Genomic DNA, 25,842 nt, shown 5'->3' on the forward strand with positions numbered 1-25,842 from the left:
TCAGCCGATTCCGGCCGCGACCAGCTGGGCGGCCTGGCGGGCGCGCTCCCTGGTGTCGTCGCCGGGCGACTTGTAGGTGACCTGGGCGGACAGATTGCTTCTCCGGAACCAGACGGTGGCGCCGCCGTCGGCGGGTGCCATGTATGCCTCGTCGGCCACGCCGGTGAGGTCTTCTGCGCCGTCGGGGCGGGTGGGTGCCGTCCCGGTGGTGAGGCGGTAGCCGACGACGACTTCGGTGCCGCCGGATCGGTTGATCCAGCGGCAGCCGCCGTCCGACGTCGGTTCGGCGTCGGCCTGGGTGCCGAGCAGCCGGGTGATCTGCGCGGTGGTCAGGCTCTCGCAGGCGTCGGGGGCGGCGGCGAACCGGCTGGGGATGACGGCCGGGTCGTCGGCGGTGAACTGGGAGGCGGCCCATCCGGCGGCGACGCCGACGCCGATCGTGAGGGCGGCGGCGAGCGCCCACCTGCCGGTGCGGCGGGGACGGGGCGGGACGGCGGCGACGGCGTCCCGCAGCAGGTGGCGGGTGGTCGCGGCCGGTGGGCGGTGGGCGGGATCCTTGGCGAGGAGCGCGCCGACCGCGCGGGCGAGCGCGGGGGTGGCCTGCGCCATCGGGGGTGGGTCGTGCATGACGACCGCCGCGACGACGGCGGCGGGCAGGTTGCGGTGGAAGGGGCCCCGGCCCTCCACGGCCGCGTACAGGGTCGCGCCGAGCGACCACAGGTCCGACGGCGGTCCGGCGGGCAGGCCGCGGAACCGCTCCGGAGCCATGTACGCCGGCGACCCCGACCCGTCGGCGGGGTCGGCGCCGAACGGGGCGGCGATGCCGAAGTCGGCCAGCATGGCCCGGCCGTCGTCGCCGACCAGCACGTTGGCCGGTTTGACGTCGCGGTGCAGGATGCCGTGGGCGTGGGCGAGTTCGAGGGCGTCCAGGATGGAGAGGCCGATTTCGGCGACCCGGCCACTCGGCAGCGGCAGCAGCTTGTCGAGCGAGGTTCCCGGGACGAGGTCCATCACGATCCAGGGCGTGCCGTCATGCGGCACCACGTCGTGGATCTTCACGATCGACGGATGGTTGAGTTTCCCGGCCGCGCGGGCCTCGCCGATGGCGCGGGAGGTGTATTCGGCCAGCTCACCGGGCCCGATGTCGCGCGGGATGCGCATCTGCTTGACCGCGACCTCGCGCCGCAGCAGCTCGTCGTGGGCACGCCAGACGGTGCCCGCGCCGCCCTCTCCAAGGGGTTCGGCGAGCCGGTAGCGGCCGGCGAGCAGGGTCACGCGTGGCCCCACAGCGCGTCGGCGGCGGCGCGGGAGGCGCTCTCGGCGCCCGCGCGGATCTGGTCGGCGGTGCGGTCACCCAGGTCGGCGTATTCGAGCCAGCCGACGAAGTCGCCGACGCGGAAGTAGACGTCGACGCCGACGAGGCGGCCTTCGGCCGAGGTGATGTCCCAGGAGAACGCCTCCTCGCCGACGCCGGTGAGCGGGCGCACCACCGAGATGACGGTGGGGAGGCGGCGGTTGGCGCCGATCTCGTACCAGATGAGGGAGGAGTCACGCGGCTTGTTGGCGACGTGGCGTTCGAGGCCCCCGTAGAGCGCGCGGGCCGCTTCGGGACTCAGGTCCCACCAGTCGGCGGTGTCGGAGTCGGTGGCGGGCTCCAGCCGCAGGCCGGTGCCCTTCGTCGTCCACTGGCAGCCGCCCTTGATCTCCGTCGGCCGGGCGGGCTGCCCGAGTAACGCCTTGACCTGTTCTGCAGGGACGACCCGGCACAGGTCGACCGCCGCCGCGAAGACCGGCGCCGGAGGCCGCCGCCCCGCCACGGGCGTCTCCTCGGCGGGCTCCCACGGCGCGACGACCACGACGGCCGCCACCACGACGGCGGCGAGCCCGGCGGCCACCGCCACCCACGGGATCCTGCGGGGCTTGCGCGGCGGCGCGATCTGCGGATTCCCGCCCCGGACGATCTCCTCGAACAGCCGCACCGCGGTCGCCGCGTCGGGCCGGTCGGCCGGATCGCGGGCCATCAGCCAGGCGACCAGCGTGCCCAGCGGCCCCGCGGTGCGCGGGACGGGCACGGGTGCGGTCAGCGTGTCCTGGATGACCTGAATGTGGTTCCCCCGGTACGGCGCCTCACCCTCCAAGGCGGTGTAGAGCGTCGCCCCGAGCGACCACAGGTCGGCGGCCGGCCCGCCGGGGTGGCCCTCGAGCCGCTCCGGCGCGATGAAGCCCGGCGACCCGATCAGCATCCCGTCGCCGGTGAGGTTGGTCGTGTCGGCCTGCCGCGCGATGCCGAAGTCGGTCAGCACCACCCGCCCGTCGGACGTGAGGAACACGTTCCCCGGCTTGACGTCCCGGTGCTGCACGCCGTGGGCGTGCGCGGCCGACAGGGCGTCGACCATCCGCGCGCCGATCTCCGCGACCGCGCCCGGCTGCAACCCGCCGTGGGCGGCGATCTCGGCCGAGAGCGAGCGCCCGTTGAGACGCTCCATGACGATCCACGGACGGCCGTCCTCGACCAGGACGTCGTGCACGGCGACAACGGCCGGGTGCCGCAGCCGTGCGGTCACCTCGGCCTCGCGCATCACCCGGGTGACGAGCTCCGCCCGCTCCCGACCCCCCATGCCCTCGGGAACCCGCAGTTCCTTGACGGCGACCTCACGGTCGAGCATCTCGTCCCGCGCCAGCCAGACGGTGCCCATACCGCCGGCGCCGAGAGGACGCAGCAAGAGGTATCGGGAGGCCAGTCGTTCCCCGATCGATTCGGCCATAGCGGGAGAATAGCGAAACCGGACCCGCCCGATTTGACCATTCGTCAATGCCGTCCCCGCTCCAGGGCCGGATGCGGACCACGAAACAGGTGAGCATCGGCAGCTCAGCCACGATGTACCGGTCCACTCGGATGGGCCATTCGTGGCCCGGTTATCCGAGTCGAACGCACAACCTGGCACATCCAGGTCTAGTCGATGACGATCTCCGCCGAACCGCCCACGATCTCCACCTGGACGACCGTCTTCGGGCCCTCCGCCCGCACGACGAGCCGCCCTCGGTCGTGTACGGCGGTCACGACGGTCTCCCCGTCGTCGTCGCGGACCACGGTCCGGCTCTCGCCGTCTGGAAGGCCGTACACCAGCAGGGAGATCTCCGGGCTGTCGGTCACGGTCACGCCGGCGGTCGCCGTGGTGGGGATGAGGGCGCCGAGACGCCCGTACAGAGGGATTCGGTCCAAGGGCGGAGAGACGCGGATGTGGCGCCCGCCCGTGAGGTGTTCGCCGGTCCAGTGGTCGACCCAGGTGCCCGACGGGAGGTAGACGTCCCTGGTCCCGTCGGCGGCGGTCATCGGGGCCACGAGGAGGTCGGGGCCGAGGAGGTATTCGAGGTCGGCCTGCCAGCTCACCGGGTCGTTCGGCTGGTCGACGCAGAGCGCGCGCATGATGGGCAGGCCCGTCTCGACCGCCTCGATCGCCGTCGAGTAGAGGTAGGGCATCAGCCGGTAGCGCAGCCGCAGGGCCTCGACCGCGCCGCGTTCGGCGTGCTCGGGGAACTCCCACGGCTCGCGGCTGGTGGTGCCGTGGAAGCGCACCAGCGGAGAAAGAGCCCCGAACTGCGCCCAGCGGACGAAGAGGTCAGGCGTGGGCGTTCCGGTGAAACCGCCGGCGTCGTGGCTCCAGAACGCGATGCCGGACAGCCCGTGCGAAAGGCCGCCGCGGATCGTGCTGCCCATCGCGGGGTAGGTCGCGTCGACGTCGCCGCTCCACTGCGCCGGGTGACGCTGGCCGCCCAGATAGGACGAGCGCGCCCAGACCAGGCCGTGCCCGGCGACCTCGCGGGTCACCTCGGCCACCAGGTCGTTGAACATCAGCGAGTAGACATTGTGCAGTTCCGTCCCGGTCATCCCGTTGTAGGCGACCGCGTTGGCCGGCACCCCTTCGGCGAAGTCGGTCTTGAAGACCTGCACGCCCTGCTCCAGCAGCCCCTTCAGCAGCGCGCGGAACCAGGTGCGGGCGGCCGGGTTGGTGAAGTCGACGATGCCGCAGGCCGGGTAGGAGCCGTGCCAGGCGTCGGCCACGTAGGCCTCGCCGTCGCGGGTCAGCAGGAGGTAGCCGCTGCTCGCCGCCTCCTCGAAGCAGGGGCTCAGATGGGAGATGTACGGGTTCATCCAAAGACAGACCTTGAAGCCCTGTTCGTCCAGCTGGGACAGCATTCCCTCCGGATCGGGGAACGCGTCCCGATCCCACCGCAGATCGGACCAGTGCCCGTCGATCTGCCAGAACGTGTCGAGATGCAGCACGTCACACGGGATGCCGCGTTCGCGGATCTTGCGGGCCCGGTCGAGCACCCGCTCCTGGCTGTCCCGGAAGAACCCCGAGGAGATCCACGACCCCAGCGCCCACTTGGGCGGCAGCACCGCGGGGCCGGTGAGCGCGTGGAGCCGTCGCAGCACGTCAGCGGGCTTGGGGCCGCCCAGGACGTAGTAGTCGATCAGGTCGTCGGGCACCACGATCTGCACGTCGCTGTGGGTCGACTGGCACATGTCGAACTCGACCGGCATGCCGCTGTCGACGACGATCCCGTATCCCCGGCTGGACAGATAGAACGGCACGTTCTTGTACGCCCGCTGCGACTCCGCCCCGAAAGCGTCGAAGTTCCACATCAGCGGCCGTTGCCCGCGTTTGTCGAGCGGCGTGAACGACTCGCCGAACCCGGTGAACGCCTCGTCGGCCGGGACCAGGAACGTCTCGTGGTAGGCGACGGTGACCCCGTCGGTCTGGGACCGTCCGAAGGGAAGAGTGCGGAGCCGTCCCGAAATATCAGGACGACCGGGGTCCTGTTCGGTGAGGGTCCGTCCGCTGGGGTCGGTGAAGCGCAGGTTCCAGGGGTTCAAGCGGATCTCCGCCCGTACGGCCCCCGCGTCCACGACGACCGTCTCATCCCCGATGGTGACCTCGGCGGGCGACTCCACCGGCCTGGTCAGCTTGAGGGCCCGCGCGGATCGTGTGCGGGCATCGGCCTGTTCGCTGAGTTTGACGCGGATGATCCCGTCCCCCGCCGCGCTCACCTGGACGACGAGCGACTCCTCGGTCGAGGTGACCCCCTTCAGGGTGACGCCACTCCCGTCGGTCGCCACCACCTCGGCCCGCGCCAGCCTCGCGAGCCCACCTTCGCCGTGCCGCCGGACGGGCAGCTCGGGAGGGTCGGCGACGAAGTACTCGCGCGCGATCAACGGGGGGCGGTACGGCATCGCTGCACTCCAACGCTATGGGGGCCATCTGTGAATTAGTTTGCCGTCCATCCCAACAAACGTCAACGCAGGCTGACCAGACCACGAGAACGGGCCGATCCGGTTGACATGGCTTTCCACGGCTAATTAGTTTGAACACCAAACAAAAATGAGGGCAGAGGGTGCCATGTACTTCGGCGGCGACTACAACCCCGAGCAGTGGCCCGAGCACGTCTGGCACGAAGACGTCGCCCTCATGCGCCGGGCCCGGGTCAACCTCGTCACGCTGGGCGTCTTCTCGTGGAGCAGCCTGCAGCCCGCGCCGGGACGCTGGGAGTTCGGCTGGCTCGACCGGGTCGTCGACCTGCTCCACGACAACGACATCCAGGTCAATCTGGCCACGCCGACCGCGTCACCACCGCCGTGGTTCGGGCGGAGATTTCCCGACACGCTCACGGTCACCGCCGACGGCACCCGGCTCAGCCACGGCAGCAGGGACACCTACTGTGTGAGCGCGCCGGCGTACAGAGCCGCTTCGAAGGAACTGGCGTCGGTGCTGGCCGACCGCTATGGCGGGCACCCGGCGCTGGCGATGTGGCACGTGCACAACGAATACGGCACCTGGTGCCACTGCGACCACGTGGCCGCCGCCTTCCGAGTGTGGCTGCGGGCCCGCCACGGCGACCTGGCCACCCTCAACGAGCGCTGGACCACGGCGTTCTGGTCGCAGGGATACTCCGACTGGGACGAGATCCTGCCGCCCAGAGCCACCCAATGGCTGCCGAACCCCTCGCAGGTGCTCGACTTCCGCAGGTTCCTCTCCGACGAGATGCTCGCCCACTTCACCGAGCAGCGCGACATCCTGCGCCCGACCGGCAGACCGATCACCACGAACTTCGCCTTCGGCTCCTGGGTCCCCGTCGACCACTGGAAATGGGCCCGCGAGGCCGACCTGATCGCCGTCGACGACTACCCGACCGGCGACCTGGCCGAGGAGTCGGCCTTCGCGGCCGACCTGGCCCGATCATGGGCGGGCGACAAGCCCTGGATCCTGATGGAACAGGCGGCGGCGGTCGAGTACACCCGTGAACGCACACTCCCCCGCCCACCCGGCGATCTCGCTCGAGCCACCCTGATCCACATCGAACGCGGATCGATCGGCGCGATGTTCTTCCAGTGGCGCGCCTCCCGGGGCGGCGCGGAACAGTGGCACCACGGCATGGTCCCGCACGCCGGCCCCGACACCCGAACCTTCCGGGAGATCGCCGACCTGGGCGAAACCCTCGCCGCCAGGGCCCACCGATCCGCCGCGCTCACCCCGATCAAGGACCGCGCCCCAGAAATCGCCATCATCTGGGATGACGAGGCGTGGTGGGCGCTCCAGAGTCGTAGCCTCCCCTCCCAGGACCTCGACTACCTGGAAGCGGTCAAACAGCCGCATCGGCTCCTCTATCGGGCCGGGCATCAGATCGCCTTCGCCCACCCGGAACACGATCTCTCGCCCTACCGCCTGGTGATCGTGCCGAGCCTGCTCCCGATCACCGATGCGGCCCTCGCCAACCTCGCCGCCTGCCGGGGCGCCGTCCTGATGTCCTACTTCTCCGCCGTCACCGACGAACACCTCCGGGTGCGGCTCGGCGGCCACCTTCCCGCGTTCGGGATCACGATCAAGGAGCACCGCCCGCTCGCCGAACCGCTCACCCTCTCGGACGGCACGCGGGCCTCACTCTGGAGCGAGGAGATCCGCCTTGAGGGTGCTGAGGCGGTCATCACTTATCCCGATGGAACCCCTGCCATCACGCGTCTCGGTAAGGCCTGGTACGTATCGACGCGATTGGCCGACAAAGCCTATGAACGGCTTCTGACCTGCCTTTTACGCCCCTCTTACTATTCAACCGGTACACATGGTGAGAGGTAAGGGAACCATCACGGCGGGGGAGAACGATGCTCAAGGTGGTGCCATCGCTAGCGAAGGTCAGAGACATCACGTCGGCGCTGCGCCGCCGCGCGTCTGGCCGTGACATCAGGGGCGATTCCACGGTCATTGACCTGCGAGCGTACCGCGACGCCAAAATCATCCGATTTCCCCGCACCAATGGCCCGACCACGGTCGCCTGAACGACCGTATCCCTCAGTGGAAGCCGCGCGGCAATCGGCGCGCCGCGCGACGCCACCACGGTGACGGGGTGCCGACTGTGCCTGAATCACAGTCACCACCCCGCCACATGCATGACGGGGATGACGGCTGCTGATCACAGCCGGCCACCTCCTTGCAGGGTTCCGGGGTGACGACTGTGCCTGAAACACAGTCGTCACCCGCCTCCCTCATCCATTTCGGAGCCGCGCGCCGTCCGGATTGCCCCCACTTCTCAGCAGGCGGCGGGCACGGTCCACGACCGGTTTGTCGATCATCTGGCCCCGGACCACCGCCACTCCGCCCGTCGCGGCGGCCATCACCTCTTCAGCCCAGGCGAGGTTCTCAGCTGACGGGGTGAAGGCGTCCCGTACCGGGCCCACCTGCTTCGGGTGGATGCAGAGCTTCCCGCCGAACCCCAGCGAAGCCGCGTGGGCCGCGTCCTCACGCAGCGTCTCGGACGAGGTCAGGTCGGTGGTGACCCCATCCAGCGGCGACCCCACGCCGGCCGACGCCGCCGCCAGCACCAGCGCCGACCGGGCGTGCCACAACGCCATCCGGTCAGCCGGGTCGACGCCCAGCTGTGCCGCCAGGTCGACGCTTCCGAAAGCGGGCCGCACCACGCCGGGCGCCGCGCAGATCTCGCGGGTGTGGAGAAGACCCGTGGCGGTCTCGATCAAGGGGTAGGCCGTTCCGAAGACATCCCCGGCCGATTCGGTCTTGGGAATCATCACCGGGCAGCCGAACTCCTCGACCAAAGCCACGTCATCCGCGTGCCACGTGGTCCCGCGCGCGTTGATCCGCACCATCCCGGAACCCCCGCCTGCCAGCCACGCCCGCACCTGCGAGCGGGCCGTGATCTTGGCGGCGGGCGCGACCGCGTCCTCCAGGTCAAGGATGATCAGGTCCGCCCCGGCGGCGGCCGCCTTCGCGAAGCGGTCGGGACGGTCGCCGGGGACGAACAGCGCCGCGCGGACCATCAGCCGGGCACCACGGGAAGCAGCAGGTAGGAGCCGTGGCCGCCGCCCGTGTGGAGGGTCACCTCGTTGTGGAAGATCTCGGCCGGCCGGTCCCTGGGGTCGTCGTGCAGGAACGGGCCGCACCCCTTGAGTGGGTTGCGGAGGTTCGACAGGTGACCGGCGGGTTTGTCGTGTTCGTAGTCGCGGCCACGCACCTCCAGCACGATCCGATACCCCTCGGGGACCACCAGGCAGGTCGGCAGGATCTCCACGTCGAGCTCGTAGACCTCGCCGGGGACCAGGGGCGTCGGGTTCGCGTGGGTGTGGACGGGCAGCCAGGGCTCCGACAGCTCCGCGTCAAGCTCGCGATGGGACGCCCGCAGCCAGCCCTGTGCGACCGGCGTGTGCGGGTCGAGCGCGCCCTGGAAGGCGATCTCCTCCCCGGAGGGGTCGAACACGCGAATCACCAGGAAAAGGTCGGCATCGGTGGTCGACGACGACACGAACAGCTTCGCCGCCAGCGGACCGGTGATCTCGGTCGCGTCGGTCAACGCGGGCAGCTCGAACTGCACACCGCGCCCGGTCGCGTCATAGGTCACCTGCGCGAGCGCCGACGGCTCTCCCAGGGTCAGGTCGGCCGCGTCGAGGAAATAGCGGGTCCATTGCGTACGCGGAATCGGCCACGCCTCCTCGAAGCGAGGCGTGAACGTGGCGTCCACGTGCCGGACCTGCAGCTGCACGGACGGCTGCTCGGCCCACCCCGTGTCCTCTCCGGCCAGGAAGTGCCCGAAGAAGCGTTTCTGCAGGTCAACGCCGTAATCGGCGTAGAACAGCGACCAGTGTGTGTCGCCGTGCATCTCCAGCCACTTGTGCTCGGACGCCGCCCGCAGATAGCCGTAGGTGTTCCCGCGCAGGTGCAGCCCCTGCCCGCCCCAGTTCCCTGATGAGAGCACGGGCACCGTCACCCGGTCCCAGTCGGGCGACCGGTCGCGGTGGTAGGCGTCGTCGAGCGGATGCGCCTGGATGCTCCCGCCCAGGTCGGCCCGGTTGGCCGCCAGCTCCTCCGCCGACATGGTCACCTCGCCGGTGGCGAGGGCCCCCGTCACCGGGTTGCGCGGGCCGCTCCGGCCGAGCCCGTGCTGGACGGTCGTGACCTGCATCCCGTACCAGTTGTCCCAGAACGTGGTGCGGATCCCACCGTGGTGGGTGGCGTCGCGGTACCAGTCGGCCGCGCCCTCCCACACGATGATCGCGGCCAGGTGAGGCGGCTGGAGCGAGGCGACGTGCCACTGGTTCATGGCGAAGTAGGAGATGCCGTTGAGGCCGACCTTCCCGTTGCTCCACTCCTGGGTCCCGGCCCACTCGACGCACTCGTAGTAGTCGCGCGTCTCACGCGGCGAGAAGCAGTCGATCACGCCGGGCGAGGAGCCGGCGCCGCGCGAATCCACTCGTACACAGACATAGCCGTCGGGCACCCACTTCTCCGGGTCGACGACCTCCCACGCCTGGTAGACGTTCGACGACCCCTCCAGCGCGTCGGGGTGCTCGGCGGCCATCTTGTTCCAGGCGCTCGGGTAGCCCTCCTGGAAGGACAGGCCCTTCGCGTAGGGGCCGTAGCTGAGCACGACCGGGTAGCGCCCGGGGGCGTCGGGGCGGAAGACGTCCGCGCGCAGGACGACTCCGTCGTCGGTCTCGATCGGTACGTCCCATTCGACGATCATTGACAGGGCTCCTAGTCCTGGTGGGTCTGCTGCCAGGGCGCGACGCGCCGGATCAGCCGTTCGGTTCCGGCGCGGGCGAGCACGCCGAGGAGGGCGAGCACGGCCACACCCACGAACGCCTGGTTCTGGGCGAACGACCGCGCGTTGGTCAGGATGAATGTGCCCAGCCCGTCGATGTTGGCCAGGAACTCGACGGCGGCGGCGCCGACGAGGGCGCGGCCGACGGCGATGTGCACCCCGGCCACCGCGAACGGCAGCGCCGAGGGCAGCACGAAGTCGAGCACGAACCGGCCGCGCGGCACGTTCAGCACCCGGGCGACGTCGCCGAGGTTGGCGGGCAGCGACCGGGCGCCGTCGGCGGTGGAGACCGCGCAGGGCAGGAACGCCGACAGGGCGATCACGATCACCCGGGTGACGTTGTTGTAGCCGAACCAGATCGTCGCCATCGGCACGATCGCCAGCATCGGCATGGCGTAGAGCCCGCTGATGTACGGCGTGCTGATCTGCCGCAGCCAGGTGACCCGGCCGATGAGCAGGCCCGCGGCCGTACCGGGAACACACCCCAGCACCAGCCCGAGCAGGACCGCGCCCACGGTCTCCCCGAACGCGGTGAGGAACGCCGACGAGGTCAGCGTGGGCACCAGTTCGGTGAGCACGCCGAAGGGGGTCGGCAGGTAGTCGGGCAGGAACGTCGACCCGGCGATCTGCCACACCGCCAGGAGCACGAGGACGGCGACGATCTTGCCGGTGACATCACCGCGGACAGGAGCCTTCATGGTCAGGGTGGTCATTCGGTGCTCCCCTCACGCCACGGCGCGAACGCCTTCTCCAGTCGTCGTCCCAGGCCCATCAGCAGGGCCGCGATCACCGACACCAGGACGGTCAGGCCCAGCACCGTCGCCGAGTCGAACCGCGCCGAGGCCGACAGCAGCAGCCCGCCTATCCCGGTGGCCTGGAGGAAGAACTCGGCGATGAACGTCCCGACGAAGGCCATCGCGATCCCCTGCCGGATCCCGCTCATCGCATAAGGGAGGGTGTGCGGAACCAGGACGTCCCGCCACAGAGGCCACTCCCCACTGCGATGCACCCGCGCCACCTCAAGGAGGGTCTTCGGGGCATGCTTCGCGCCCTCGGCCGTGTTGATCAGGATCGGGAAGACCGCGCTGAGGAAGACCACCAGCGTCTTGGCGCCGAACCCGAAGCCGAACGCGGCCAGGATCAGCGGCGCCAGCGCCACGATCGGCACCGACTGCAGGGCGAAGACCAGCCAGCCGGTGCTGCCGCGCAGCATCCGCGACCGGGACAGGGCCAGGCCGTAGCCGACTCCGCCGACGATCGCGGCGGCCAGGCCGACGAGGAACAGCAGGCCGGTGTCCAGCAGGGCGGCCGGCAGGGTGCCGTCGCCGACCATCGCGACCAGCGCCTCGAACGACCTGACGGGGGTTGCCAGCAGGACCGGATCCCTCTGGCCGGCGATCTGCCAGGCGATCAGTCCGAGCAGAAGACCGGCCAGCGCGATCGCGACCGCGCGGAGCCGTGAATCACTTCCCGAGCGCTTCATCGAACACCGTGAGGTCGACGAAGTCGTCGTACTTGGGCGCCTTGTCGGCGGCCACGTTCCCGGCCTTGACCTGGTCGGCGACGGCCTTGTCGACCCGCTCGCGGGCCAGGCCCGCATCAGTCGGCCAGAACTTGATGCCGATGAACTCGCTCAGCGCCGTCTTGGAGATCTCCGGCGTGCGCTTGGTCATCGTCGCGGCGATCTGCGCGACGTCGTCGGCGTTGGCGGGGTCGTTGATGTAGGCGATCGACTTGTGCAGCGCCGCCACGGCCTTCACCCAGGCCGGGCGCTTGCCGCCGTCGGCCAGTTCGTCCTGGCGGGTGACCAGCATCGTGTAGTGGGAGACCGGGTCGACCTTGGCCAGCGCGACCACCTCGTGGGCCTGAGCCTTCTGGTTGACCGCGGCGAGCTCGTCGGGGTGCAGCACGGCGGTGTCGACCTGGCCGGCGATCAGCGCGTCGACCGACTGGGGGCCGCCGACGTTGACGGTGGTGATGTCGGAGGCCGTCAGCCCGCACGACGCGATCATCGTGTTGACCGACAGTGCCTTGGGAGCGCCCGCGCCGTCGACGGCGATGGTCTTGCCCTTGAGCGAGGCGCAGTCGGTGACGGCGGGGTCGGAGGAGGCGATCAGGAACGACGGGTTCTCGTTGCCGAGGATGGCGACCACGTTGCCGCCGGAGGCGCGCAGCGCGACCGCGCCGGAGGTGCCGACGATGCCGCCGTCGAGCTCCTTGCTCTGGATGGCGCGTCCGACGTCGGCGCCGGTCGGAAGGGGTCTCAGGGTGACGGCCACGCCGCCCTCCTTGAAGTAGCCCTTCGATTCGGCGACGTACGCCATGAGGTTCACGAAGACCGGGGGGATGCCCGGGACACCGACGCTCAGTGTGGTGGCGCCGCCCTCGTCCCCGGAGGTGGAACCGCCACAGGCGGCGAGAGCCGTAAGGGAGGCCATGGCCAGCGCGGCCACTCCCAGGCGCTTGATCGACAACATCTGCTGTCCTTCCCAGGTGCCCGAGGGCACCGTTGTGCTTCTAGCCCGCCTGACCGGCGTCGGGGGACATGACGAGAGACCAGACGCGCTCCCGCAGCGCGGCGAACGCCTCCGACCTCGCCACCGCACGGTCGCGCGGATGAGGCAGCGCGACGTCGATGACCTCGTGCACCCTGCCGGGGCGGCCCTTCAGCACGACCACCCGGTCGCCGAACAGCACCGCCTCGTCGATCGAGTGCGTGACGAACAACATGGTGATCGGGCGCTCCTCCCACATGCGGAGCAGCTCGAAGCGCAGCACCTCGGCGGTCTGCGCGTCGAGCGCCCCGAAGGGCTCGTCCATGAGGAGCACCCGGGGCCGCACGGCCAGCGCGCGCGCCAGGCCCGTGCGCTGCTGCATACCGCCGGAGAGCTGGTGCGGGTAGGACTTCTCGAATCCGGAGAGGCCCACCATCTCGATCAGCTCCCGCGTGCGGGCGGCGATCTCCTCTTTCTGGAGACCGCGCAGCCGCAGCGGGTAGGCCACGTTGGCCTCGACGGTCTTCCACGGGAAGAGCCCGAAGTGCTGGAAGACCATCCCGACCCCGTCGGGGGTGCCGTCGACGATCTCGCCGTCGACTCTCACACTCCCCTCGGACGGGGTGAGCAGCCCGGCCACCGCACGGAGCAGCGTCGTCTTGCCGCAGCCCGAAGGCCCGACGACGGAGACGATCTCGCCGGGCGCGACCTCGACCCGGATGTCCGACGCGACGACGCGGTCCCCGAACCGCATCGTGACGCCGTCGATGGTGACTGCCGCGCCGCCCCTTTCGGGGCTGGTCAGCGTGGAGGCTTTGCGCCGGTCGTGCAGTGACATGCGACGTACTGTTGCATAATGATGCCTTCTATACAAGAGTGATGTGTCATGAGAGTTAATAATGCATGATTTGAAGCATCCTGTACTGCTCCTGCACACGCTGGGCGCCTCCGGGGACACCTGGTCCGAGGTCATCGGCGCAGATCAGAGCCGCTTTTCCGCCCCCGACCTCCCCGGTCACGGTATGCGGCGGGACGAGGTGTTCGAGACCTCGAAAGCGGTCGCGACAGCGCTCTCAGGCACCGGTCTCCTGCACGTGGTGGGCTCGGGGCTGGGCGCGTTCGTGGCACTCGAAGTCCTTCGGACGGCGCCGGAACGGGTCGCGTCGCTGGTGCTGGCGGGTTTCCCGGCGGCAGGAGGTCCGGAGAGGGTCGAGGCCACCGCGTCGACGCTGAAAGCCATCGGCGTCGACGGGTTCGCCACCTCTTATATGGAGGCCACGCTGCTCCGCCCTCATGAAGGTTTCGCACGGGCGATGGCGGCCATGCGCCCGGAAGGGCTGGTGAGCGCGTTGGCGGCGGCTCTGGATTGGACGACTCCAGCAGCTCGTACAAGAACAAAGGTGTTGCGCGGCGAGCACGACGCCCGCGTCTCCGACGAGGCGGCCCGATCACTGGCGGCCACCCTTGGGGCGGATTACGTTACTCTTCCCGTGGCCGGGCACGTCGCCTACGTTGACGCCCCTCGCGGCTTCCGTGAGGTTCTCGACGCCTTTCACCGCGCCGCCGAAGCGCAGGAGGAACCCTCATGACCGGCAGTCCGCGCACCAAGCGCGACATCATCGTCGCGGAGCTGCGCCGCATGATCTCCGCGGGCGAGCTCGCGCGCGGCAGCCGGATCCGGCAGGACGTGCTGGCCTCCCAGTTCAAGACGAGCATCACCCCGGTCCGCGAGGCGCTGCGCCTGCTGGAGGCCGAGGGCATGCTGACCAGCGAGCCCCATCGCGGGGTCCGGGTCGCCGACGCCGACTACGACCGCGTCAAGACCGTCTACCTGCTGCGCATGGCGGTCGAGCCCTACGCCATGCGGCGCGCCTCCCGCCGGCTCTCGCCCAAGGACCTCGACCAGGCCGAGAAGCTCGTCGAGGAGATGGAGGCGGCGCTCGCGGCGGGCGACCGCACGACGCTCAACGAGAGGAACCGCCGGTTCCACTTCCTCTTCTACGACCGCTGCGGCAACGAGGGCCTGAGCGAAGAGGTCGCGCTGCTCTGGCAGCGGTTCCCGTGGGACATGCTCCAGGTGGTGGAGAGCCGGGGCGACCAGGCCGCGCAGGAGCACCGCCTGATCCTGGCGGCGGCCCGCGCGGGCGACGCCGACGCGCTCGCCCGCGCGACCGAGGTCCACCTGGCCAACAGCTTCCTCGCGCTGGCCAGGCACCTCGTCGGTCACGACGTCCCCGACCCCTTCGAAGTAGACAACGACTGACCTAAGACCGGTCCGAGGCCGGCCTCGACTGGCGGGCCACTCCGGCCGCCACGAGCCCGGCCACCTCTTCCTCTGACAGCCCGAGTTCGCCGAGCACCTCCGCAGTGTGCTCGCCGACGGCGGGAATGGCTTTCAGGTCTTCCTCGGCACCACCGGGGTGGAACGGCGAGGTGACCACTGTCGCCTTCTCGCCATCCGGAAGCAGTACCGACGACCACCGGCCCGTCGCCCTGGCTTGCGGGTGTTCCAGCACGTCAGGAAGCCGGTTGAGGCGCGCGTTGGGCACATCGGCTCGCTCCAGCCGGGCCGTGAGCTCGTCGGTCGGGAGCGTGATGAGCGTGGCCTCGATGATCGCTTCGAGCCGTTCCCGGTTCCGCAGCCGGTCGGTGTTCAGCGCGAAGTCGGGATCGCCCGCCAGGTTCGGATCGCCGACGACGATCTCGCACAACCGTCGCCACTGGCCCTCGTTCTGGACCGCGATCAGGACCAGGTCTCCATCGGCCGATACATAGGGCCCATAAGGGGCGATGCTCGCGTGGCTCAGACCGGCGGGTTCCGGGGCGGTCCCGGCGTGCGACTGGGCCAGCAGCAGCGGGCTCATCCACTCCAGGAGCACGTCGAACATGGCCACGTCGATGCGCTGGCCCTGCCCGGTCCTCTCCCGCGAGAACAGCGCCGCCGTGATCGCCGACAGGGCGTAGGTGCCGCCGCTCAGGTCGGCCAGCGAGACGCCCGGCTTGGCCGGCTGCGCGGTGGTGCCCGTCGAGGTCACGACCCCGGCCTCGCCCTGGATGAGCATGTCGTAGGCCTTGCGGCCGGCGTAGGGCCCGCGGGTGCCGTACCCGGACAGAAAACACCTGATCAGCCGGGGGTTCAGCGCCAGGAGCTCGTCGTCGGTGAAGATCCGGTCGAACGCGCCGGGCGCCAGGTTGCAGACCAGCACGTCGGCGGTGCGGAGCAGTTCGCCCAGCACCCGCCGCCCCTCGGGGGTCTTCAGGTCGAGCGCGACGCTGCGCTTGCCCCGGTTGAGCCAGACGAAGTGGCTGGACATGCCGCCCACGAAGTCGTCGTAGTCGCGGGCGAAGTCACCGGACAGCCGCTCGACCTTGATCACGTCGGCCCCCAGATCGGCGAGGTGCCGCGAGCACAGCGGCACCGCGACCGCCTGCTCGACCGCGACGACCCGCACTCCGGCGAGATCGCCTCTCACCGCTCACCCCACGTGAACACACTGCCGACGGACGGCTGCACGTAGCGGTCGGCCAGTTCGGAAGACATGTGGGCGTGGCTGCGCAGCCCGGAACAGTGCATCGGTACGACCGTCTTCACGTCCAGATCGCGGAAGGCCTCGGCGGTGAGCTCCACGTTCTTCGCCGGCGTGGTCGGGAACCCCAGGTGGAAGCCGCCGAGCACGGCCCGGATCGGCTTGTCCCCCGCGATCGCCTTCGCCCGGTTGAGCGTGTTGATCACACCGGCGTGCGCGCACCCGGTCAGGACCACGAGCCCCTCGCCCTTGACGTCGATGATCAGGCCCATCTCGTCCATGACCTCGTCGCGGCGCACCTCGCCGGTCTCGGAGACCTGGTAGAGCCCCGGCGTGCCGCGCTCGAACGGCGGCGCCGCCGCCTCGAACGGAACGTTCCTGGGGATCTCGCCGGTCGTCCAGACTCCCCAGCCGAGGTCGAGCGGGTCACGGCTGAGCACCGGCGCGCCCCCGCTCGCCTCGACCTGGCCGAACGTGAAGGCGGTGTTGTAGACCGGCGAGACCCGGCCGTCGCCCATCACGGCGTAGCGCGGCAGTTCGGCGTCGTGGTGGGTGGCCACCGGGACCCGTCGCCCGGCCAGTTCGAGGAACGTGTGCACGCCACCGAAGTGGTCGGGGTGGCCGTGGCTGATCACCAGGTGGTCGATCGAGCCCGGATCCACACCCAGCACCTTCATGTTGTGCGCGAGCACCGTGCCGGTGAGGCCGGCGTCGAAGAGCACCCGGGTGGTGTGCCGTCCCCGAGTCGCCTCGACGAGCATGCTGATCCCGTTCTCGGCCTGCGGCGGCACCTTCTTGCCGTCGAAGTGCTCGATCAGCCCGTACCGGCTGACGCAGTGGTCCTCCATGTCGGGCAGCAGCATGTCCACCCAGTTCTCGACCAGGACCGTGACCGTGACCGAATCGGCCTGGAACATCCGGCGGCTCCTTCCATCGCACAATTAGGAAGGAACATTACATGATCGATACAGATAATGCATCATCTGCATTCTCATGCCTTCCGGAAGTACGACGAGGACGGCACCCCGCCCTTCAGGAACTCCTCGAACGTGATCCGCCCGATGGCGTGCTCGGGCGTCAGCTGGTAGCCGGCCCGGAACGCCGCGGCGACCTTGCCCGGGACGGCGAGCTCGACGATCGGCTTCCGCTTCCCCTGCGCCGCGAGGTAGAACTCGACGATCTCCCGGATGGTGAGCACCTGCGGCCCGCCCATGTCGGCGACCCGCCCCGCCGGATCGCCGACCGCGAGACTGGCGAGCTGGGCCGCCACCTCCTGAAGCGCGATCGGCTGCGAGGCCCAGCCCGCCGGAACCGGCACGACCGGCCACCTCACGAGCGACCGCGCGAGCGAGGCCACGAAGTCGTGGAACTGGGTCGTCCGCAGGATCGTGTACGGCAGCCCGGAGGCCTCGACGAGCTCCTCGACGTCGCGCTTGACCTGGTAGTAGGGGTACGGATGCCGGTCGACCCCCACGATCGAGATGTAGACCACGTGGGTCCCGGGAGCCAGCGCCTTGAGCAGGTTGCGGGTCGCCTGGAGATCGGTCTTCCCGGGCGGCTTGCTGGCGAGATGGACGACCGTGCCCGCACCCTGGGTGGCCGCGGCCACCCCTTCTCCGGTGACGAGATCGCCTCGATAGGGCCCCTGAGTGCTCCGGGACAGGTCGCGGACCTCCCGGCCCGTCTGCTGAAGTTCCCCGATGACCTGACGGCCCAGCAGTCCGGAGCCACCGGTGACGAGAATCGTACTGTTCATGATGATTTCCCACCTGTTGGGGCATTTATATGCCCCATACCCCATCGCGACGCGCTGAGCGAACTCACCCCACAGGCTCATGAATCCGGGGCCCAGGTCTGTCAGGATGGGGGGGTGAGCCATTCCCCGGCCGTGGTCCAGCCCGACCAGGAACTGATCATCGAGATCCTCAACGAGCTCGACATCGACTTCACCTTCGACGCAGACGGCGACCTCGCGATCTCCACCGAGGCGCTCACGGTCTTCTTCCTGTTCGGATCAGAAGGCGACCTGTTCACGATCCGGACCTTCTACGACCGCCACTACAACGTCGACGAGAAGCCGCTTCTGCTCACCGCGCTCAACGAGTGGAACGCCGACACCATGTGGCCGAAGGTCTACGCCTTCACCCCCGACAACGGCGTGATCCGCGTGATCGGCGACGCCCAGCTCTACATCGGCGCCGGTGTGACCTACGAGCACCTGATGACGATCGTCGCCCACTGGGTCAGGTCAGCGATCAAGTTCCACCGCTGGCTCAGCGACCGTCTGGCCTTCGAAGAGGACGACGCCGAATAGTCCTCGACAGAGCCTCTTCCAGAGTCTTCTGCGGGTACGGCGATCGTGAGACGGCCCCTTCAAGGTCGATCTCACCACGATTAAGACGCTCACAGAGCGTGACGATTTCTGTGATTTCACCACGCTGCCGCTCGACGAAATCGGGCGTCACGGGGTTGCCGTGGCCAGGAACGATGATCTCCGGCCCCGCCTCCAGAATCTTCTGAAGGGCGACCGGCCAGGCCGCCGGATACGAGTCCCCGAACTGCGGCGGCGCCCCCTGCTCCACGAGGTCCCCCGCGAACACCACCTTCGCGTCCGGGACCCGCACGATCAGATCATGCCCGGTGTGGCCCGGCCCCGGATGTCCGAGCAGGACCTCCCGGCCGCCCAGGTCGACGCTGAACGGAGCCGGCAGCGGCAGGACGAGCGGCGCCGTGGCGACACCCGGAAACTGCCCCGACCACTCGGCGGCCTGCTGGTGCGCGGTGTCGACGAGCGCCTCCCGGCAGCCCTCATGGGCGAAACACCCGCCGAAGGCGGCCGTACCGAACGCGTGATCGAAATGCGCGTGGGTCAGCACGACCGTCCAGGGCAGGTCGGTGACCTCCCTGATCGCGTTCGCCCACGCCCGCCCGAAAGCCTCGTCGATACCGGTGTCGACGACGAGACAGCCGGTATCGCCCACGATGAGCCCGAGAGTGAGGTCGAGTTCGGCATGCCGCCGAATCCACACCCCGTCCGCAACTTCGATCATGGTTCAGTCTGTACCACAGGACGCCCTGAAAGCTGTGATATCCGTGCACATCCGGCGCGTCCCGAATAGATATTTCTGACCTTCCCCGTGAACGGGAGACGGAGAGCGCGGCGTGAGGCGTGGGGCCCCTGTGAACCCAGAGACGCAAGCGTGCGATGTCAGGCGCAGGCGACGGCCACCCGCACCCCTTCCCTACGACCGGAATGTCGGCGCGCGATTCCGGGCCGCCGGCACTTCTCTGCCCCGTGAACCGCGAGTACCAGCGGCCGGTATGCGGCGTCAGGCCTTGGCGAGCGCCGCCCGCAGCTCGTCGGCGTTGAAGCGGTCGACGTAGGCGGGCTTGTCGCGGTCGTGCCGCCAGCCCTCGGACAGCGGGCCGACGTCCACGACGTCGAAGCCGAAGGACTCGATCAGGTCCGTGACGATCTTCTTCGCCTCCGCGTCGTCGCCCGCGATCGGGAGCGCCCGGCGGTCCGGCGTGCCCGGCGGAGTCCCGTCGGACAGCAGGTGAGCCGCCATGATGTTGTTGAAGCCCTTGACCACCTTCGAGGTCGGCAGGTGCTCCTGAAGCAGCCCCGACGGGGTCTTCGCACCGGAGTCGATCTCCGGGAACCGCCCGTCACGCTCGAAGTAGTAGTTGTTGGTGTCGATCACGATCTTCCCCGCGAGCGGCGCCACCGGCACCTTGGTGTACGCGAAGAACGGCACCGTGACGACGACGATGTCCCCAGCCTCGGCCGCACCCTCGGCGGTCGACGCGGAAGCGGCCGGGCCCAGCGCCCCGACCAGGTCGGCGAGGGTCTCCGGCCCGCGCGAGTTGCTCATCACGACGGTATGACCTGCGTCGACGGCCAACCGCGCCACGGCGGAACCGATGTGCCCACTGCCTATGAATCCGATGACCATACTTGCCCGAACCCAGGCGAGGGCGACGACATTCCCGCTTCCGCAGGCCGATGACGGACCCGGAACGCCCCTTTTGTCACCGGTTTCCACGGACGCGCCGCCAACATCGTCTCCAGTGTTGACGATGTTATGAGCCACCCCTACATTGTCTCTACAAGAGACGATGTTCAGTCGTGGTATGAAGTGACCCACCAGGAGGCGGACAGACGAGTTGAGGCACCATGACCGAGCGATACCTCGGCGTACTCGGCATCGGCGAGGCGCTGGGGGTGAGCCGGCACGCGGTGCACAAATGGCGCGCCCGCTACCCGGGCGACTCCGCCCACCCCTTCCCCGACCCTGACGTCGAGATCGACGGCGCCCCCGGCTGGCGCCCCGACCGCCTCGACGAGATCGTCCGCTGGCGCGAGGGCCTCCCCGGCCGGGGCGCCGGCGGCGGACGCCCCCCGGCGGCCCGCCAGGACTACCTGAAAGCCGCAATCGAACGCGGCCTCGACCGCGACGAGGCGCTCCGCGCCCTGACGACCTTCGCCGAAGAGTTCCCCGAGATGACCGAGCCGGAGATCTGCGCCTGGCTCATCGAGAGCTGGCGCCACTGACCTTCACTGAGGCCTCGCTGAGGCCGAAAGGCGATGACCCATGCCCCTCAACGGCACGACCGCACCCGGATTCGACCGCGTCCACGACGCGTTCGCCGACAACTTCGCCCACCACGACGAGATCGGCGCCGCCGTCTGCGTCTATGTCGACGGCGAGAAGGTCGTCGACCTGTGGGGCGGCGTGGCCGACCCCGCAACGGACCGCCCCTGGACCGACGACACCCTGCAGGTCGTCTTCTCCACCACGAAGGCGATCACCGCCACCTGCGCCCTGCACCTGGCCCAATCAGGCGCTGTAGATCTGGACGCCCCCGTCTCCGACTACTGGCCGGAGTTCGGAAAACCCCAGATTCCCGTACGTTGGCTGCTCACCCACCAGGCCGGACTGGCCGCCCTGGATTCTCCCGTCACCCCCGCCGAGGCCGTGGCCTGGGAACCGGTGGTGGCCGCACTGGAGGCACAGCAACCGTTGTGGGAGCCGGGAACCGACCCGGGCTACCACGCCCACACCTTCGGCTGGCTGGTCGGCGAGGTGGTCCGCCGGGTATCGGGCCGCACGCTGGGGACCTACCTCCGCCAGGAGATCGCCGAGCCGCTCGACCTCGACTTCTGGATCGGCCTCCCGCCTTCGGAACACCATCGGGTCGCCCGAATCATCTCCCCCAAGATCGACATGTCGGTCGACCCGGCGACCCTCCCCGAGGCGCTGCGCCCCTACTTCGACCCCACGTCACTGACTATGCGCGCCTCGATGGCCGTGACCCCGTTCCTGGACCACAACGACCCTGCCGAGCTGGCTGCGGAGATGCCGTCGTCCAACGGCGCCTGCACCGCCCGCGGCCTGGCCGGTTTCTACGCGGCCCTGCTGGACGGGAGGATCCTCAGCCCCTCAAGCTTGGCCATGGCGACGACCGAGCAGGTCAGCGGCATCGACAAGGTCCTGCGGGTGCCGGTCCGCATCGGCCTGGGCTTGGGCCTCCCGACCCCGGACGCCTTCTGGTACAGCCCGACGGCCTTCGGCTTCCCGGGCTACGGCGGCTCGATCGGCTTCGCCGACCCGGCGCGAGGCCTGGCGTTCGGCTACGTCATGAACCACTGCCAGGACCCCATCAACGACAGACGCGCCGCCAACCTGGTGGAAGCGGTCGAGAAGGCGCTCTGATCAATGCTGTTCCACGGCATGGTGTGGTGTGGTGTGGTGCCCGGTTATAGGGGAACCGGGCACCAGTTCTAACTACTTCTTCTTCGGCGTCTGAGCCAGCGTGCTTGCGGCAGCCGACTTCTCCGCCTTGGTGGCCTTCGGGTCCGCCAGCGTCTTGCCGGCCGCCGAAGCAGCCTTCTTGCCAGACTGGCCCGTACTCTGGGGCGCCTGCGACAACGCACTTGCCGCAGCAGACTTCTCTGTTTTGCTGGCGTTGGAGCCACTCAGCGTCTTACTTGCAGCTGAGGCAGCTTTCGCGCCTGTTTGTCGGGGGTTCTTCGCCATGGATCACTGCTCCTTCAGATCGACTTGCATCGCGACCTGAAAGCTGATGTCATGCGTGTTCCTACGCAGCGCATTGACTCGCTTCAGTGCCGCACCGAACGCCCGGCTCCCTGGAGCCGGGCGTTTGTTTTGCGGCCGATCTCCAGACAGAGATCAGCCGCATAACCCTGACCTTGTCAGGGCCTTGCATCTCGGGTCGACCCACCTCTTGAGGAAGGTCGGCCCGGGACATCTCGGGATCAGCTGCAGCCGCTGGTGCTGCCGCATCCTTCGCACACGTAGCAGCTACCGGCCGGACGCATCTTCGTCCCGCACGTCATGCAGAGCGGCGCGTCGGCCGTGAACCCCTGGTGCCCTTCCAGGTGACCCTCCACCGAAGCACGAACCGGCTCCGCCACCGGCACCGGCCGACTCACCGGGGGCTCGATCGGGGCCGACTGGGCCAGGGCGGCGGTGTCGAGCTGGGCCGCCGGGTCCTCCCCGCGCTGCTGCGCCGCGCGCTCCGAGGCCGAGAAGATTCCCAGTGCCGCCCGGTCTTCGTAAGCCAGGTGGTCGAGGGCAAGACGCCGGAAGATGTAGTCCATCACCGACTGGGCCATCCGCACGTCCGGGTCGTCGGTCATGCCGGCCGGCTCGAAGCGCATGTTGACGAACTTCTGCACGTAGGTGTCGAGCGGCACGCCGTACTGGAGGCCGATGGAGATCGCCACGGAGAAGGCGTCCATGACGCCCGCGAGGGTCGAGCCCTGCTTGGACATCTTGAGGAAGACCTCGCCGAGACCGTCGTCGGGGTAGGACGAGGCGGTCATGTAGCCCTTGGCGCCGCCGACCGTGAAGCGGGTCGTGATGCTCGGGCGGCTGTTCGGCATGCGGCGGCGGGTCGGGCGGGAGACCTCGATGACCTTGGTCACGGGCTCCGCGACGACCGCGGCCTCTTCGGTCTTCTTGCTGTTGTTGCCGGCCGACAGCGGCTGGCCGACCTTGCAGTTGTCGCGGTAGACGGCCAGGGCCTTCAGGCCGAGGCGCCAGCCTTCGAGGTAGACCTGCTCGATGTCGTCGATCGTCGCCGACTCGGGCAGGTTGACCGTCTTGGAGATAGCGCCGGACAGGAAGGGCTGGGTGGCGGCCATCATGCGGACGTGCCCCATGGGGGCGATCGCCCGCTCGCCCATGGCGCAGTCGAACACCGAGTAGTGCTCCACCTTGAGGCCGGGGGCGCCGACCACATGGGAGTTCTGCCCGATGTATTCGACGATCGCCTCGACCTGCTCCTCCTGGTAGCCGAGCTGGCGCAGGGCGCGAGGGATGGTCTGGTTGACGATCTGCATCGAGCCGCCGCCGACGAGCTTCTTGAACTTGACCAGGGCCAGGTCGGGCTCGATGCCGGTGGTGTCGCAGTCCATCATCAGGCCGATGGTGCCGGTCGGGGCGAGCAGCGACGCCTGGGCGTTGCGCCAGCCGTTCTTCTCGCCCAGCTTCAGGCACTCCTGCCACTGCTTGGTGGCCTCGACGTGGATCGCCCGGTCGACGGCGCCGACGGGGCGGACCGCGTCGTTGGCGGCGGAGTGCTTGCGCATGACCCGCTTGTGCGGTTCGGCGTTGCGCTCATATCCGTCGTACGCCCCCACGATGCCCGCCAGCTCCGCACTGCGGCGGTAGGACACCCCGGTCATCAGCGACGTGATCGCCCCGGCGATGGCGCGGCCGCCGTCGGAGTCGTAGGCGTGGCCCGTGGCCATCAGCAGGGCACCCAGGTTGGCGTAGCCGATGCCGAGCTGGCGGTAGGCGCGGGTGGTCTCACCGATCTTCTCGGTCGGGAAGTCGGCGAAGGTGATCGAGATGTCCATCGCGGTGATGATCAGCTCGGTCAGCTTGACGAACCGGGGGATGTCGAACTGGTCGTCGTCGGTGAGGAACTTCAGCAGGTTGATCGACGCCAGGTTGCAGGAGGAGTTGTCGAGGTGGACGTACTCCGAGCAGGGGTTGGACGCGGTGATCCGGCCGCTTTCCGGACAGGTGTGCCAGTCGTTGATCGTGTCGTCGTACTGGACGCCCGGGTCGGCGCACTCCCACGCCGCCTTGGCCATCTTGCGGAACAGGTCTCTGGCGTCGACCTCTTCGATGACCTCGTGGGTGAGGCGGGCACGCAGGCCGAACTTGCCGCCGGTCTCGACCTGGCGCATGAACTCGTCGCTGACGCGGACCGAGTTGTTGGCGTTCTGGTACTGCACGGAGACGATGTCTTTTCCGCCGAGGTCCATGTCGAACCCGGCGTCACGCAGCGCGCGGATCTTGTCTTCCTCGCGCGCCTTCGTCTCGATGAACTCCTCGATGTCGGGGTGGTCGACGTCGAGCACGACCATCTTGGCCGCACGTCGGGTGGCGCCACCCGACTTGATGGTGCCGGCCGACGCGTCGGCGCCGCGCATGAAGGAGACGGGTCCGCTGGCCGTACCGCCGGACGAGAGCAGTTCCTTCGAGGAGCGGATGCGGGACAGGTTCACACCCGAGCCTGAACCACCCTTGAAGATCACGCCTTCTTCCTTGTACCAGTCGAGGATCGACTCCATCGTGTCGTCGACGGCAAGGATGAAACAGGCGCTGACCTGCTGGGGCGACAGGGTGCCGACGTTGAACCACACGGGCGAGTTGAACGCGAAGAGCTGGTGGATCAGGGCGTGCTTCAGCTCGTGGTCGAAGATCTCGGCGTCTTCGTCGGTCGCGAAGTAGCCGTTTTCGATGCCGGTGCGGGTGTAGACACCCGTCACCCGGTCGACCAGCTGCTTCAGGCTCGACTCGCGCTGCGCCGTGCCGAGCGCGCCCCGGAAGTATTTGGTGGTCACGATGTTGGCCGCGTTGACCGACCACGCCGCCGGGAACTCGACCCCGCGCTGCTCGAAGTTGACCGAACCGTCGCGCCAGTTGGTCATGACGACGTCGCGGCGCTCCCACTCGACCGCGTCATAGGGGTGGACGCCCTCGGTGGTGAAGATCCGCTTCACCTTCAGCCCCTTGGCCCGTCCGCGCCGGGTCCGCGTGGATGTGCCGTTGACCGTCTCCGTCATGACTCCCCCTTGGCATGTGCCTTGAGTTGCTGAATCTCAACCTCGAAGTCCGCGAGGGTCTCAAACCCCCGGTAGACCGAGGCGAATCGTAGATAAGCCACCTCATCGAGATCGCGCAGTGGCCCGAGGACCGCGACGCCGACCTGATGGGCGGGGATTTCCGCGACGCCGGAGGCGCGGATGCTCTCTTCAACCCGCTGCCCGAGCTGTGCGAGCGAGTCTTCACTGACCGGACGCCCCTGGCAGGCCCGCCGGACCCCGGCGATGACCTTCTCCCTGGAGAACGCCTCGGTCACCCCACTGCGTTTGCTCACCATCAGCAGGACCGTCTCCTGCGTGGTGAAACGCCTCCCGCATTCGGAACAGGTGCGCCGGCGGCGAATCGCCCCGCCGTCTTCCGTCGACCGGCTGTCGACGACCCGGGTGTCGGGATGACGGCAAAACGGGCAATGCACGCCGTTGCCTCCTCATTGTCCAGACGCTCGCGCACGCCCCCACATGAAGCGAGGTGCGGCAAAGGAAACACAATTTATGGTTCGCTCATATGAGCACGACCACTAGATGTTGTGGTTCCCCAACCCTAGAAGCGAGTCCCCTAGATCGCAAC

Annotated in this window: 24 protein-coding genes; 7 read left to right on the plus strand and 17 right to left on the minus strand. The window is 69.0% G+C overall.

From position 1 onward, the window contains the following. The 3 genes from AW272_RS35755 to AW272_RS35765 form a co-directional block, all read right to left on the minus strand. Positions 1 to 1,275, minus strand: a complete 1,275-nt coding sequence (locus tag AW272_RS35755) for a serine/threonine-protein kinase (protein WP_169807691.1) — start codon at positions 1,273 to 1,275, stop codon at positions 1 to 3. Then, positions 1,272 to 2,765, minus strand: a complete 1,494-nt coding sequence (locus AW272_RS35760) for a serine/threonine-protein kinase (protein WP_066374485.1) — start codon at positions 2,763 to 2,765, stop codon at positions 1,272 to 1,274. Before AW272_RS35760 ends, AW272_RS35755 begins: the two co-directional genes overlap by 4 nt. A gap of 188 nt (positions 2,766 to 2,953) precedes the next feature. Continuing rightward, complete coding sequence (locus AW272_RS35765; RefSeq protein WP_066374489.1) at positions 2,954 to 5,236, minus strand: TIM-barrel domain-containing protein; 2,283 nt, start codon at positions 5,234 to 5,236, stop codon at positions 2,954 to 2,956. Positions 5,237 to 5,384: 148 nt separating this feature from the next. On the opposite strand from AW272_RS35765, the gene AW272_RS35770 reads away from it, so the two are divergent. Further along, positions 5,385 to 7,133, plus strand: coding sequence for a beta-galactosidase (locus AW272_RS35770; protein ID WP_083959038.1), 1,749 nt, complete (start codon positions 5,385 to 5,387; stop codon positions 7,131 to 7,133). Positions 7,134 to 7,159: 26 nt separating this feature from the next. After that, positions 7,160 to 7,333, plus strand: coding sequence for a hypothetical protein (locus AW272_RS43645; protein ID WP_169807692.1), 174 nt, complete (start codon positions 7,160 to 7,162; stop codon positions 7,331 to 7,333). Between the two features lie 207 nt (positions 7,334 to 7,540). On the opposite strand, the gene AW272_RS35775 is transcribed toward AW272_RS43645, so the two are convergent. From AW272_RS35775 to AW272_RS35800, 6 genes are read right to left on the minus strand one after another with little or no spacing between them, the layout of a single operon-like run. Then, on the minus strand, positions 7,541 to 8,329 hold the full coding sequence (locus tag AW272_RS35775; RefSeq protein ID WP_066374492.1) for an HpcH/HpaI aldolase/citrate lyase family protein: 789 nt from the start codon (positions 8,327 to 8,329) through the stop codon (positions 7,541 to 7,543). Further along, on the minus strand, positions 8,329 to 10,029 hold the full coding sequence (locus tag AW272_RS35780; protein ID WP_066374493.1) for a CocE/NonD family hydrolase: 1,701 nt from the start codon (positions 10,027 to 10,029) through the stop codon (positions 8,329 to 8,331). Before AW272_RS35780 ends, AW272_RS35775 begins: the two co-directional genes overlap by 1 nt. An 11-nt stretch (positions 10,030 to 10,040) precedes the next feature. Beyond that, positions 10,041 to 10,820: an ABC transporter permease gene (locus AW272_RS35785; RefSeq protein WP_066374495.1), complete on the minus strand. Its 780-nt coding sequence runs from the start codon at positions 10,818 to 10,820 to the stop codon at positions 10,041 to 10,043. Then, positions 10,817 to 11,590, minus strand: coding sequence for an ABC transporter permease (locus tag AW272_RS35790; protein ID WP_066374496.1), 774 nt, complete (start codon positions 11,588 to 11,590; stop codon positions 10,817 to 10,819). Before AW272_RS35790 ends, AW272_RS35785 begins: the two co-directional genes overlap by 4 nt. Next, the gene (locus AW272_RS35795) at positions 11,571 to 12,584 is read right to left on the minus strand and encodes an ABC transporter substrate-binding protein (RefSeq protein ID WP_066374498.1); all 1,014 of its coding nucleotides are present in this window, start codon (positions 12,582 to 12,584) and stop codon (positions 11,571 to 11,573) included. Before AW272_RS35795 ends, AW272_RS35790 begins: the two co-directional genes overlap by 20 nt. A 40-nt stretch (positions 12,585 to 12,624) precedes the next feature. Then, positions 12,625 to 13,440: an ABC transporter ATP-binding protein gene (locus AW272_RS35800; RefSeq protein ID WP_083959040.1), complete on the minus strand. Its 816-nt coding sequence runs from the start codon at positions 13,438 to 13,440 to the stop codon at positions 12,625 to 12,627. 70 nt (positions 13,441 to 13,510) lie between these two features. On the opposite strand from AW272_RS35800, the gene AW272_RS35805 reads away from it, so the two are divergent. Both AW272_RS35805 and AW272_RS35810 read left to right on the plus strand, forming a co-directional pair. Continuing rightward, entirely contained in the window at positions 13,511 to 14,191 is a 681-nt protein-coding gene (locus AW272_RS35805) for an alpha/beta fold hydrolase (protein WP_157519098.1), read from the plus strand. Continuing rightward, the gene (locus AW272_RS35810; RefSeq protein WP_066374502.1) at positions 14,188 to 14,865 is read left to right on the plus strand and encodes a GntR family transcriptional regulator; all 678 of its coding nucleotides are present in this window, start codon (positions 14,188 to 14,190) and stop codon (positions 14,863 to 14,865) included. Before AW272_RS35805 ends, AW272_RS35810 begins: the two co-directional genes overlap by 4 nt. Before the next feature lies 1 nt (position 14,866). Here the strand turns inward: AW272_RS35810 and AW272_RS35815 are convergent, their stop codons facing one another. The 3 genes from AW272_RS35815 to AW272_RS35825 all read right to left on the minus strand — a co-directional run bounded on the left by AW272_RS35815 (position 14,867) and on the right by AW272_RS35825 (position 17,885). After that, complete coding sequence (locus AW272_RS35815; protein WP_066374504.1) at positions 14,867 to 16,075, minus strand: CaiB/BaiF CoA transferase family protein; 1,209 nt, start codon at positions 16,073 to 16,075, stop codon at positions 14,867 to 14,869. Beyond that, positions 16,072 to 17,046 carry an MBL fold metallo-hydrolase gene (locus AW272_RS35820; protein WP_066374505.1) on the minus strand — a complete coding sequence of 325 codons (975 nt, stop codon included), beginning with the start codon at positions 17,044 to 17,046 and terminating at the stop codon, positions 16,072 to 16,074. The genes AW272_RS35815 and AW272_RS35820 overlap by 4 nt, the downstream gene beginning before the upstream one ends. A gap of 74 nt (positions 17,047 to 17,120) precedes the next feature. Beyond that, the gene (locus AW272_RS35825; RefSeq protein WP_066374507.1) at positions 17,121 to 17,885 is read right to left on the minus strand and encodes an SDR family oxidoreductase; all 765 of its coding nucleotides are present in this window, start codon (positions 17,883 to 17,885) and stop codon (positions 17,121 to 17,123) included. Between the two features lie 114 nt (positions 17,886 to 17,999). Here AW272_RS35825 and AW272_RS43650 point away from each other — a divergent pair, with 114 nt between their 5' ends. Then, positions 18,000 to 18,443: a YbjN domain-containing protein gene (locus tag AW272_RS43650; RefSeq protein ID WP_169807693.1), complete on the plus strand. Its 444-nt coding sequence runs from the start codon at positions 18,000 to 18,002 to the stop codon at positions 18,441 to 18,443. Here AW272_RS43650 and AW272_RS35835 read toward each other — a convergent pair. Next, positions 18,403 to 19,179: an MBL fold metallo-hydrolase gene (locus AW272_RS35835; protein ID WP_066374508.1), complete on the minus strand. Its 777-nt coding sequence runs from the start codon at positions 19,177 to 19,179 to the stop codon at positions 18,403 to 18,405. The two genes, AW272_RS43650 and AW272_RS35835, sit on opposite strands and share 41 nt — an antisense overlap. 279 nt (positions 19,180 to 19,458) lie before the next feature. Further along, positions 19,459 to 20,085: an NADPH-dependent F420 reductase gene (locus tag AW272_RS35840; RefSeq protein WP_066374510.1), complete on the minus strand. Its 627-nt coding sequence runs from the start codon at positions 20,083 to 20,085 to the stop codon at positions 19,459 to 19,461. 221 nt (positions 20,086 to 20,306) lie between these two features. On the opposite strand from AW272_RS35840, the gene AW272_RS35845 reads away from it, so the two are divergent. Next, on the plus strand, positions 20,307 to 20,684 hold the full coding sequence (locus AW272_RS35845; protein WP_066374511.1) for a hypothetical protein: 378 nt from the start codon (positions 20,307 to 20,309) through the stop codon (positions 20,682 to 20,684). 40 nt (positions 20,685 to 20,724) lie between these two features. After that, positions 20,725 to 21,846, plus strand: coding sequence for a serine hydrolase domain-containing protein (locus AW272_RS35850; protein ID WP_066374514.1), 1,122 nt, complete (start codon positions 20,725 to 20,727; stop codon positions 21,844 to 21,846). Between the two features lie 72 nt (positions 21,847 to 21,918). On the opposite strand, the gene AW272_RS41340 is transcribed toward AW272_RS35850, so the two are convergent. The 3 genes from AW272_RS41340 to nrdR form a co-directional block, all read right to left on the minus strand. Next, positions 21,919 to 22,170, minus strand: coding sequence for a hypothetical protein (locus AW272_RS41340; RefSeq protein ID WP_083959041.1), 252 nt, complete (start codon positions 22,168 to 22,170; stop codon positions 21,919 to 21,921). Between the two features lie 239 nt (positions 22,171 to 22,409). Beyond that, complete coding sequence (locus AW272_RS35855) at positions 22,410 to 25,235, minus strand: vitamin B12-dependent ribonucleotide reductase (protein ID WP_066374515.1); 2,826 nt, start codon at positions 25,233 to 25,235, stop codon at positions 22,410 to 22,412. Further along, on the minus strand, positions 25,232 to 25,690 hold the full coding sequence (nrdR, locus tag AW272_RS35860) for a transcriptional regulator NrdR (RefSeq protein WP_066374517.1): 459 nt from the start codon (positions 25,688 to 25,690) through the stop codon (positions 25,232 to 25,234). The genes AW272_RS35855 and nrdR overlap by 4 nt, the downstream gene beginning before the upstream one ends. Positions 25,691 to 25,842: the final 152 nt, after the last annotated feature.

Origin of the sequence: Herbidospora mongoliensis (assembly GCF_001570545.1) — a bacterium.
Lineage (GTDB): Bacteria > Actinomycetota > Actinomycetes > Streptosporangiales > Streptosporangiaceae > Herbidospora > Herbidospora mongoliensis.

Coding starts and splice junctions, on each gene's coding strand:
- AW272_RS35760 (WP_066374485.1), bottom strand. CDS start 2,765: ATGGCCGAATCGATCGGGGAACGACTGGCCTCCCGATACCTCTTGCTG.
- AW272_RS35765 (WP_066374489.1), bottom strand. CDS start 5,236: ATGCCGTACCGCCCCCCGTTGATCGCGCGCGAGTACTTCGTCGCCGAC.
- AW272_RS35770 (WP_083959038.1), top strand. CDS start 5,385: ATGAGGGCAGAGGGTGCCATGTACTTCGGCGGCGACTACAACCCCGAG.
- AW272_RS43645 (WP_169807692.1), top strand. CDS start 7,160: ATGCTCAAGGTGGTGCCATCGCTAGCGAAGGTCAGAGACATCACGTCG.
- AW272_RS35775 (WP_066374492.1), bottom strand. CDS start 8,329: ATGGTCCGCGCGGCGCTGTTCGTCCCCGGCGACCGTCCCGACCGCTTC.
- AW272_RS35780 (WP_066374493.1), bottom strand. CDS start 10,029: ATGATCGTCGAATGGGACGTACCGATCGAGACCGACGACGGAGTCGTC.
- AW272_RS35785 (WP_066374495.1), bottom strand. CDS start 10,820: ATGACCACCCTGACCATGAAGGCTCCTGTCCGCGGTGATGTCACCGGC.
- AW272_RS35790 (WP_066374496.1), bottom strand. CDS start 11,590: ATGAAGCGCTCGGGAAGTGATTCACGGCTCCGCGCGGTCGCGATCGCG.
- AW272_RS35795 (WP_066374498.1), bottom strand. CDS start 12,584: ATGTTGTCGATCAAGCGCCTGGGAGTGGCCGCGCTGGCCATGGCCTCC.
- AW272_RS35800 (WP_083959040.1), bottom strand. CDS start 13,440: ATGTCACTGCACGACCGGCGCAAAGCCTCCACGCTGACCAGCCCCGAA.
- AW272_RS35810 (WP_066374502.1), top strand. CDS start 14,188: ATGACCGGCAGTCCGCGCACCAAGCGCGACATCATCGTCGCGGAGCTG.
- AW272_RS35820 (WP_066374505.1), bottom strand. CDS start 17,046: ATGTTCCAGGCCGATTCGGTCACGGTCACGGTCCTGGTCGAGAACTGG.
- AW272_RS35825 (WP_066374507.1), bottom strand. CDS start 17,885: ATGAACAGTACGATTCTCGTCACCGGTGGCTCCGGACTGCTGGGCCGT.
- AW272_RS35835 (WP_066374508.1), bottom strand. CDS start 19,179: ATGATCGAAGTTGCGGACGGGGTGTGGATTCGGCGGCATGCCGAACTC.
- AW272_RS35840 (WP_066374510.1), bottom strand. CDS start 20,085: ATGGTCATCGGATTCATAGGCAGTGGGCACATCGGTTCCGCCGTGGCG.
- AW272_RS35845 (WP_066374511.1), top strand. CDS start 20,307: ATGACCGAGCGATACCTCGGCGTACTCGGCATCGGCGAGGCGCTGGGG.
- AW272_RS35850 (WP_066374514.1), top strand. CDS start 20,725: ATGCCCCTCAACGGCACGACCGCACCCGGATTCGACCGCGTCCACGAC.
- AW272_RS41340 (WP_083959041.1), bottom strand. CDS start 22,170: ATGGCGAAGAACCCCCGACAAACAGGCGCGAAAGCTGCCTCAGCTGCA.
- AW272_RS35855 (WP_066374515.1), bottom strand. CDS start 25,235: ATGACGGAGACGGTCAACGGCACATCCACGCGGACCCGGCGCGGACGG.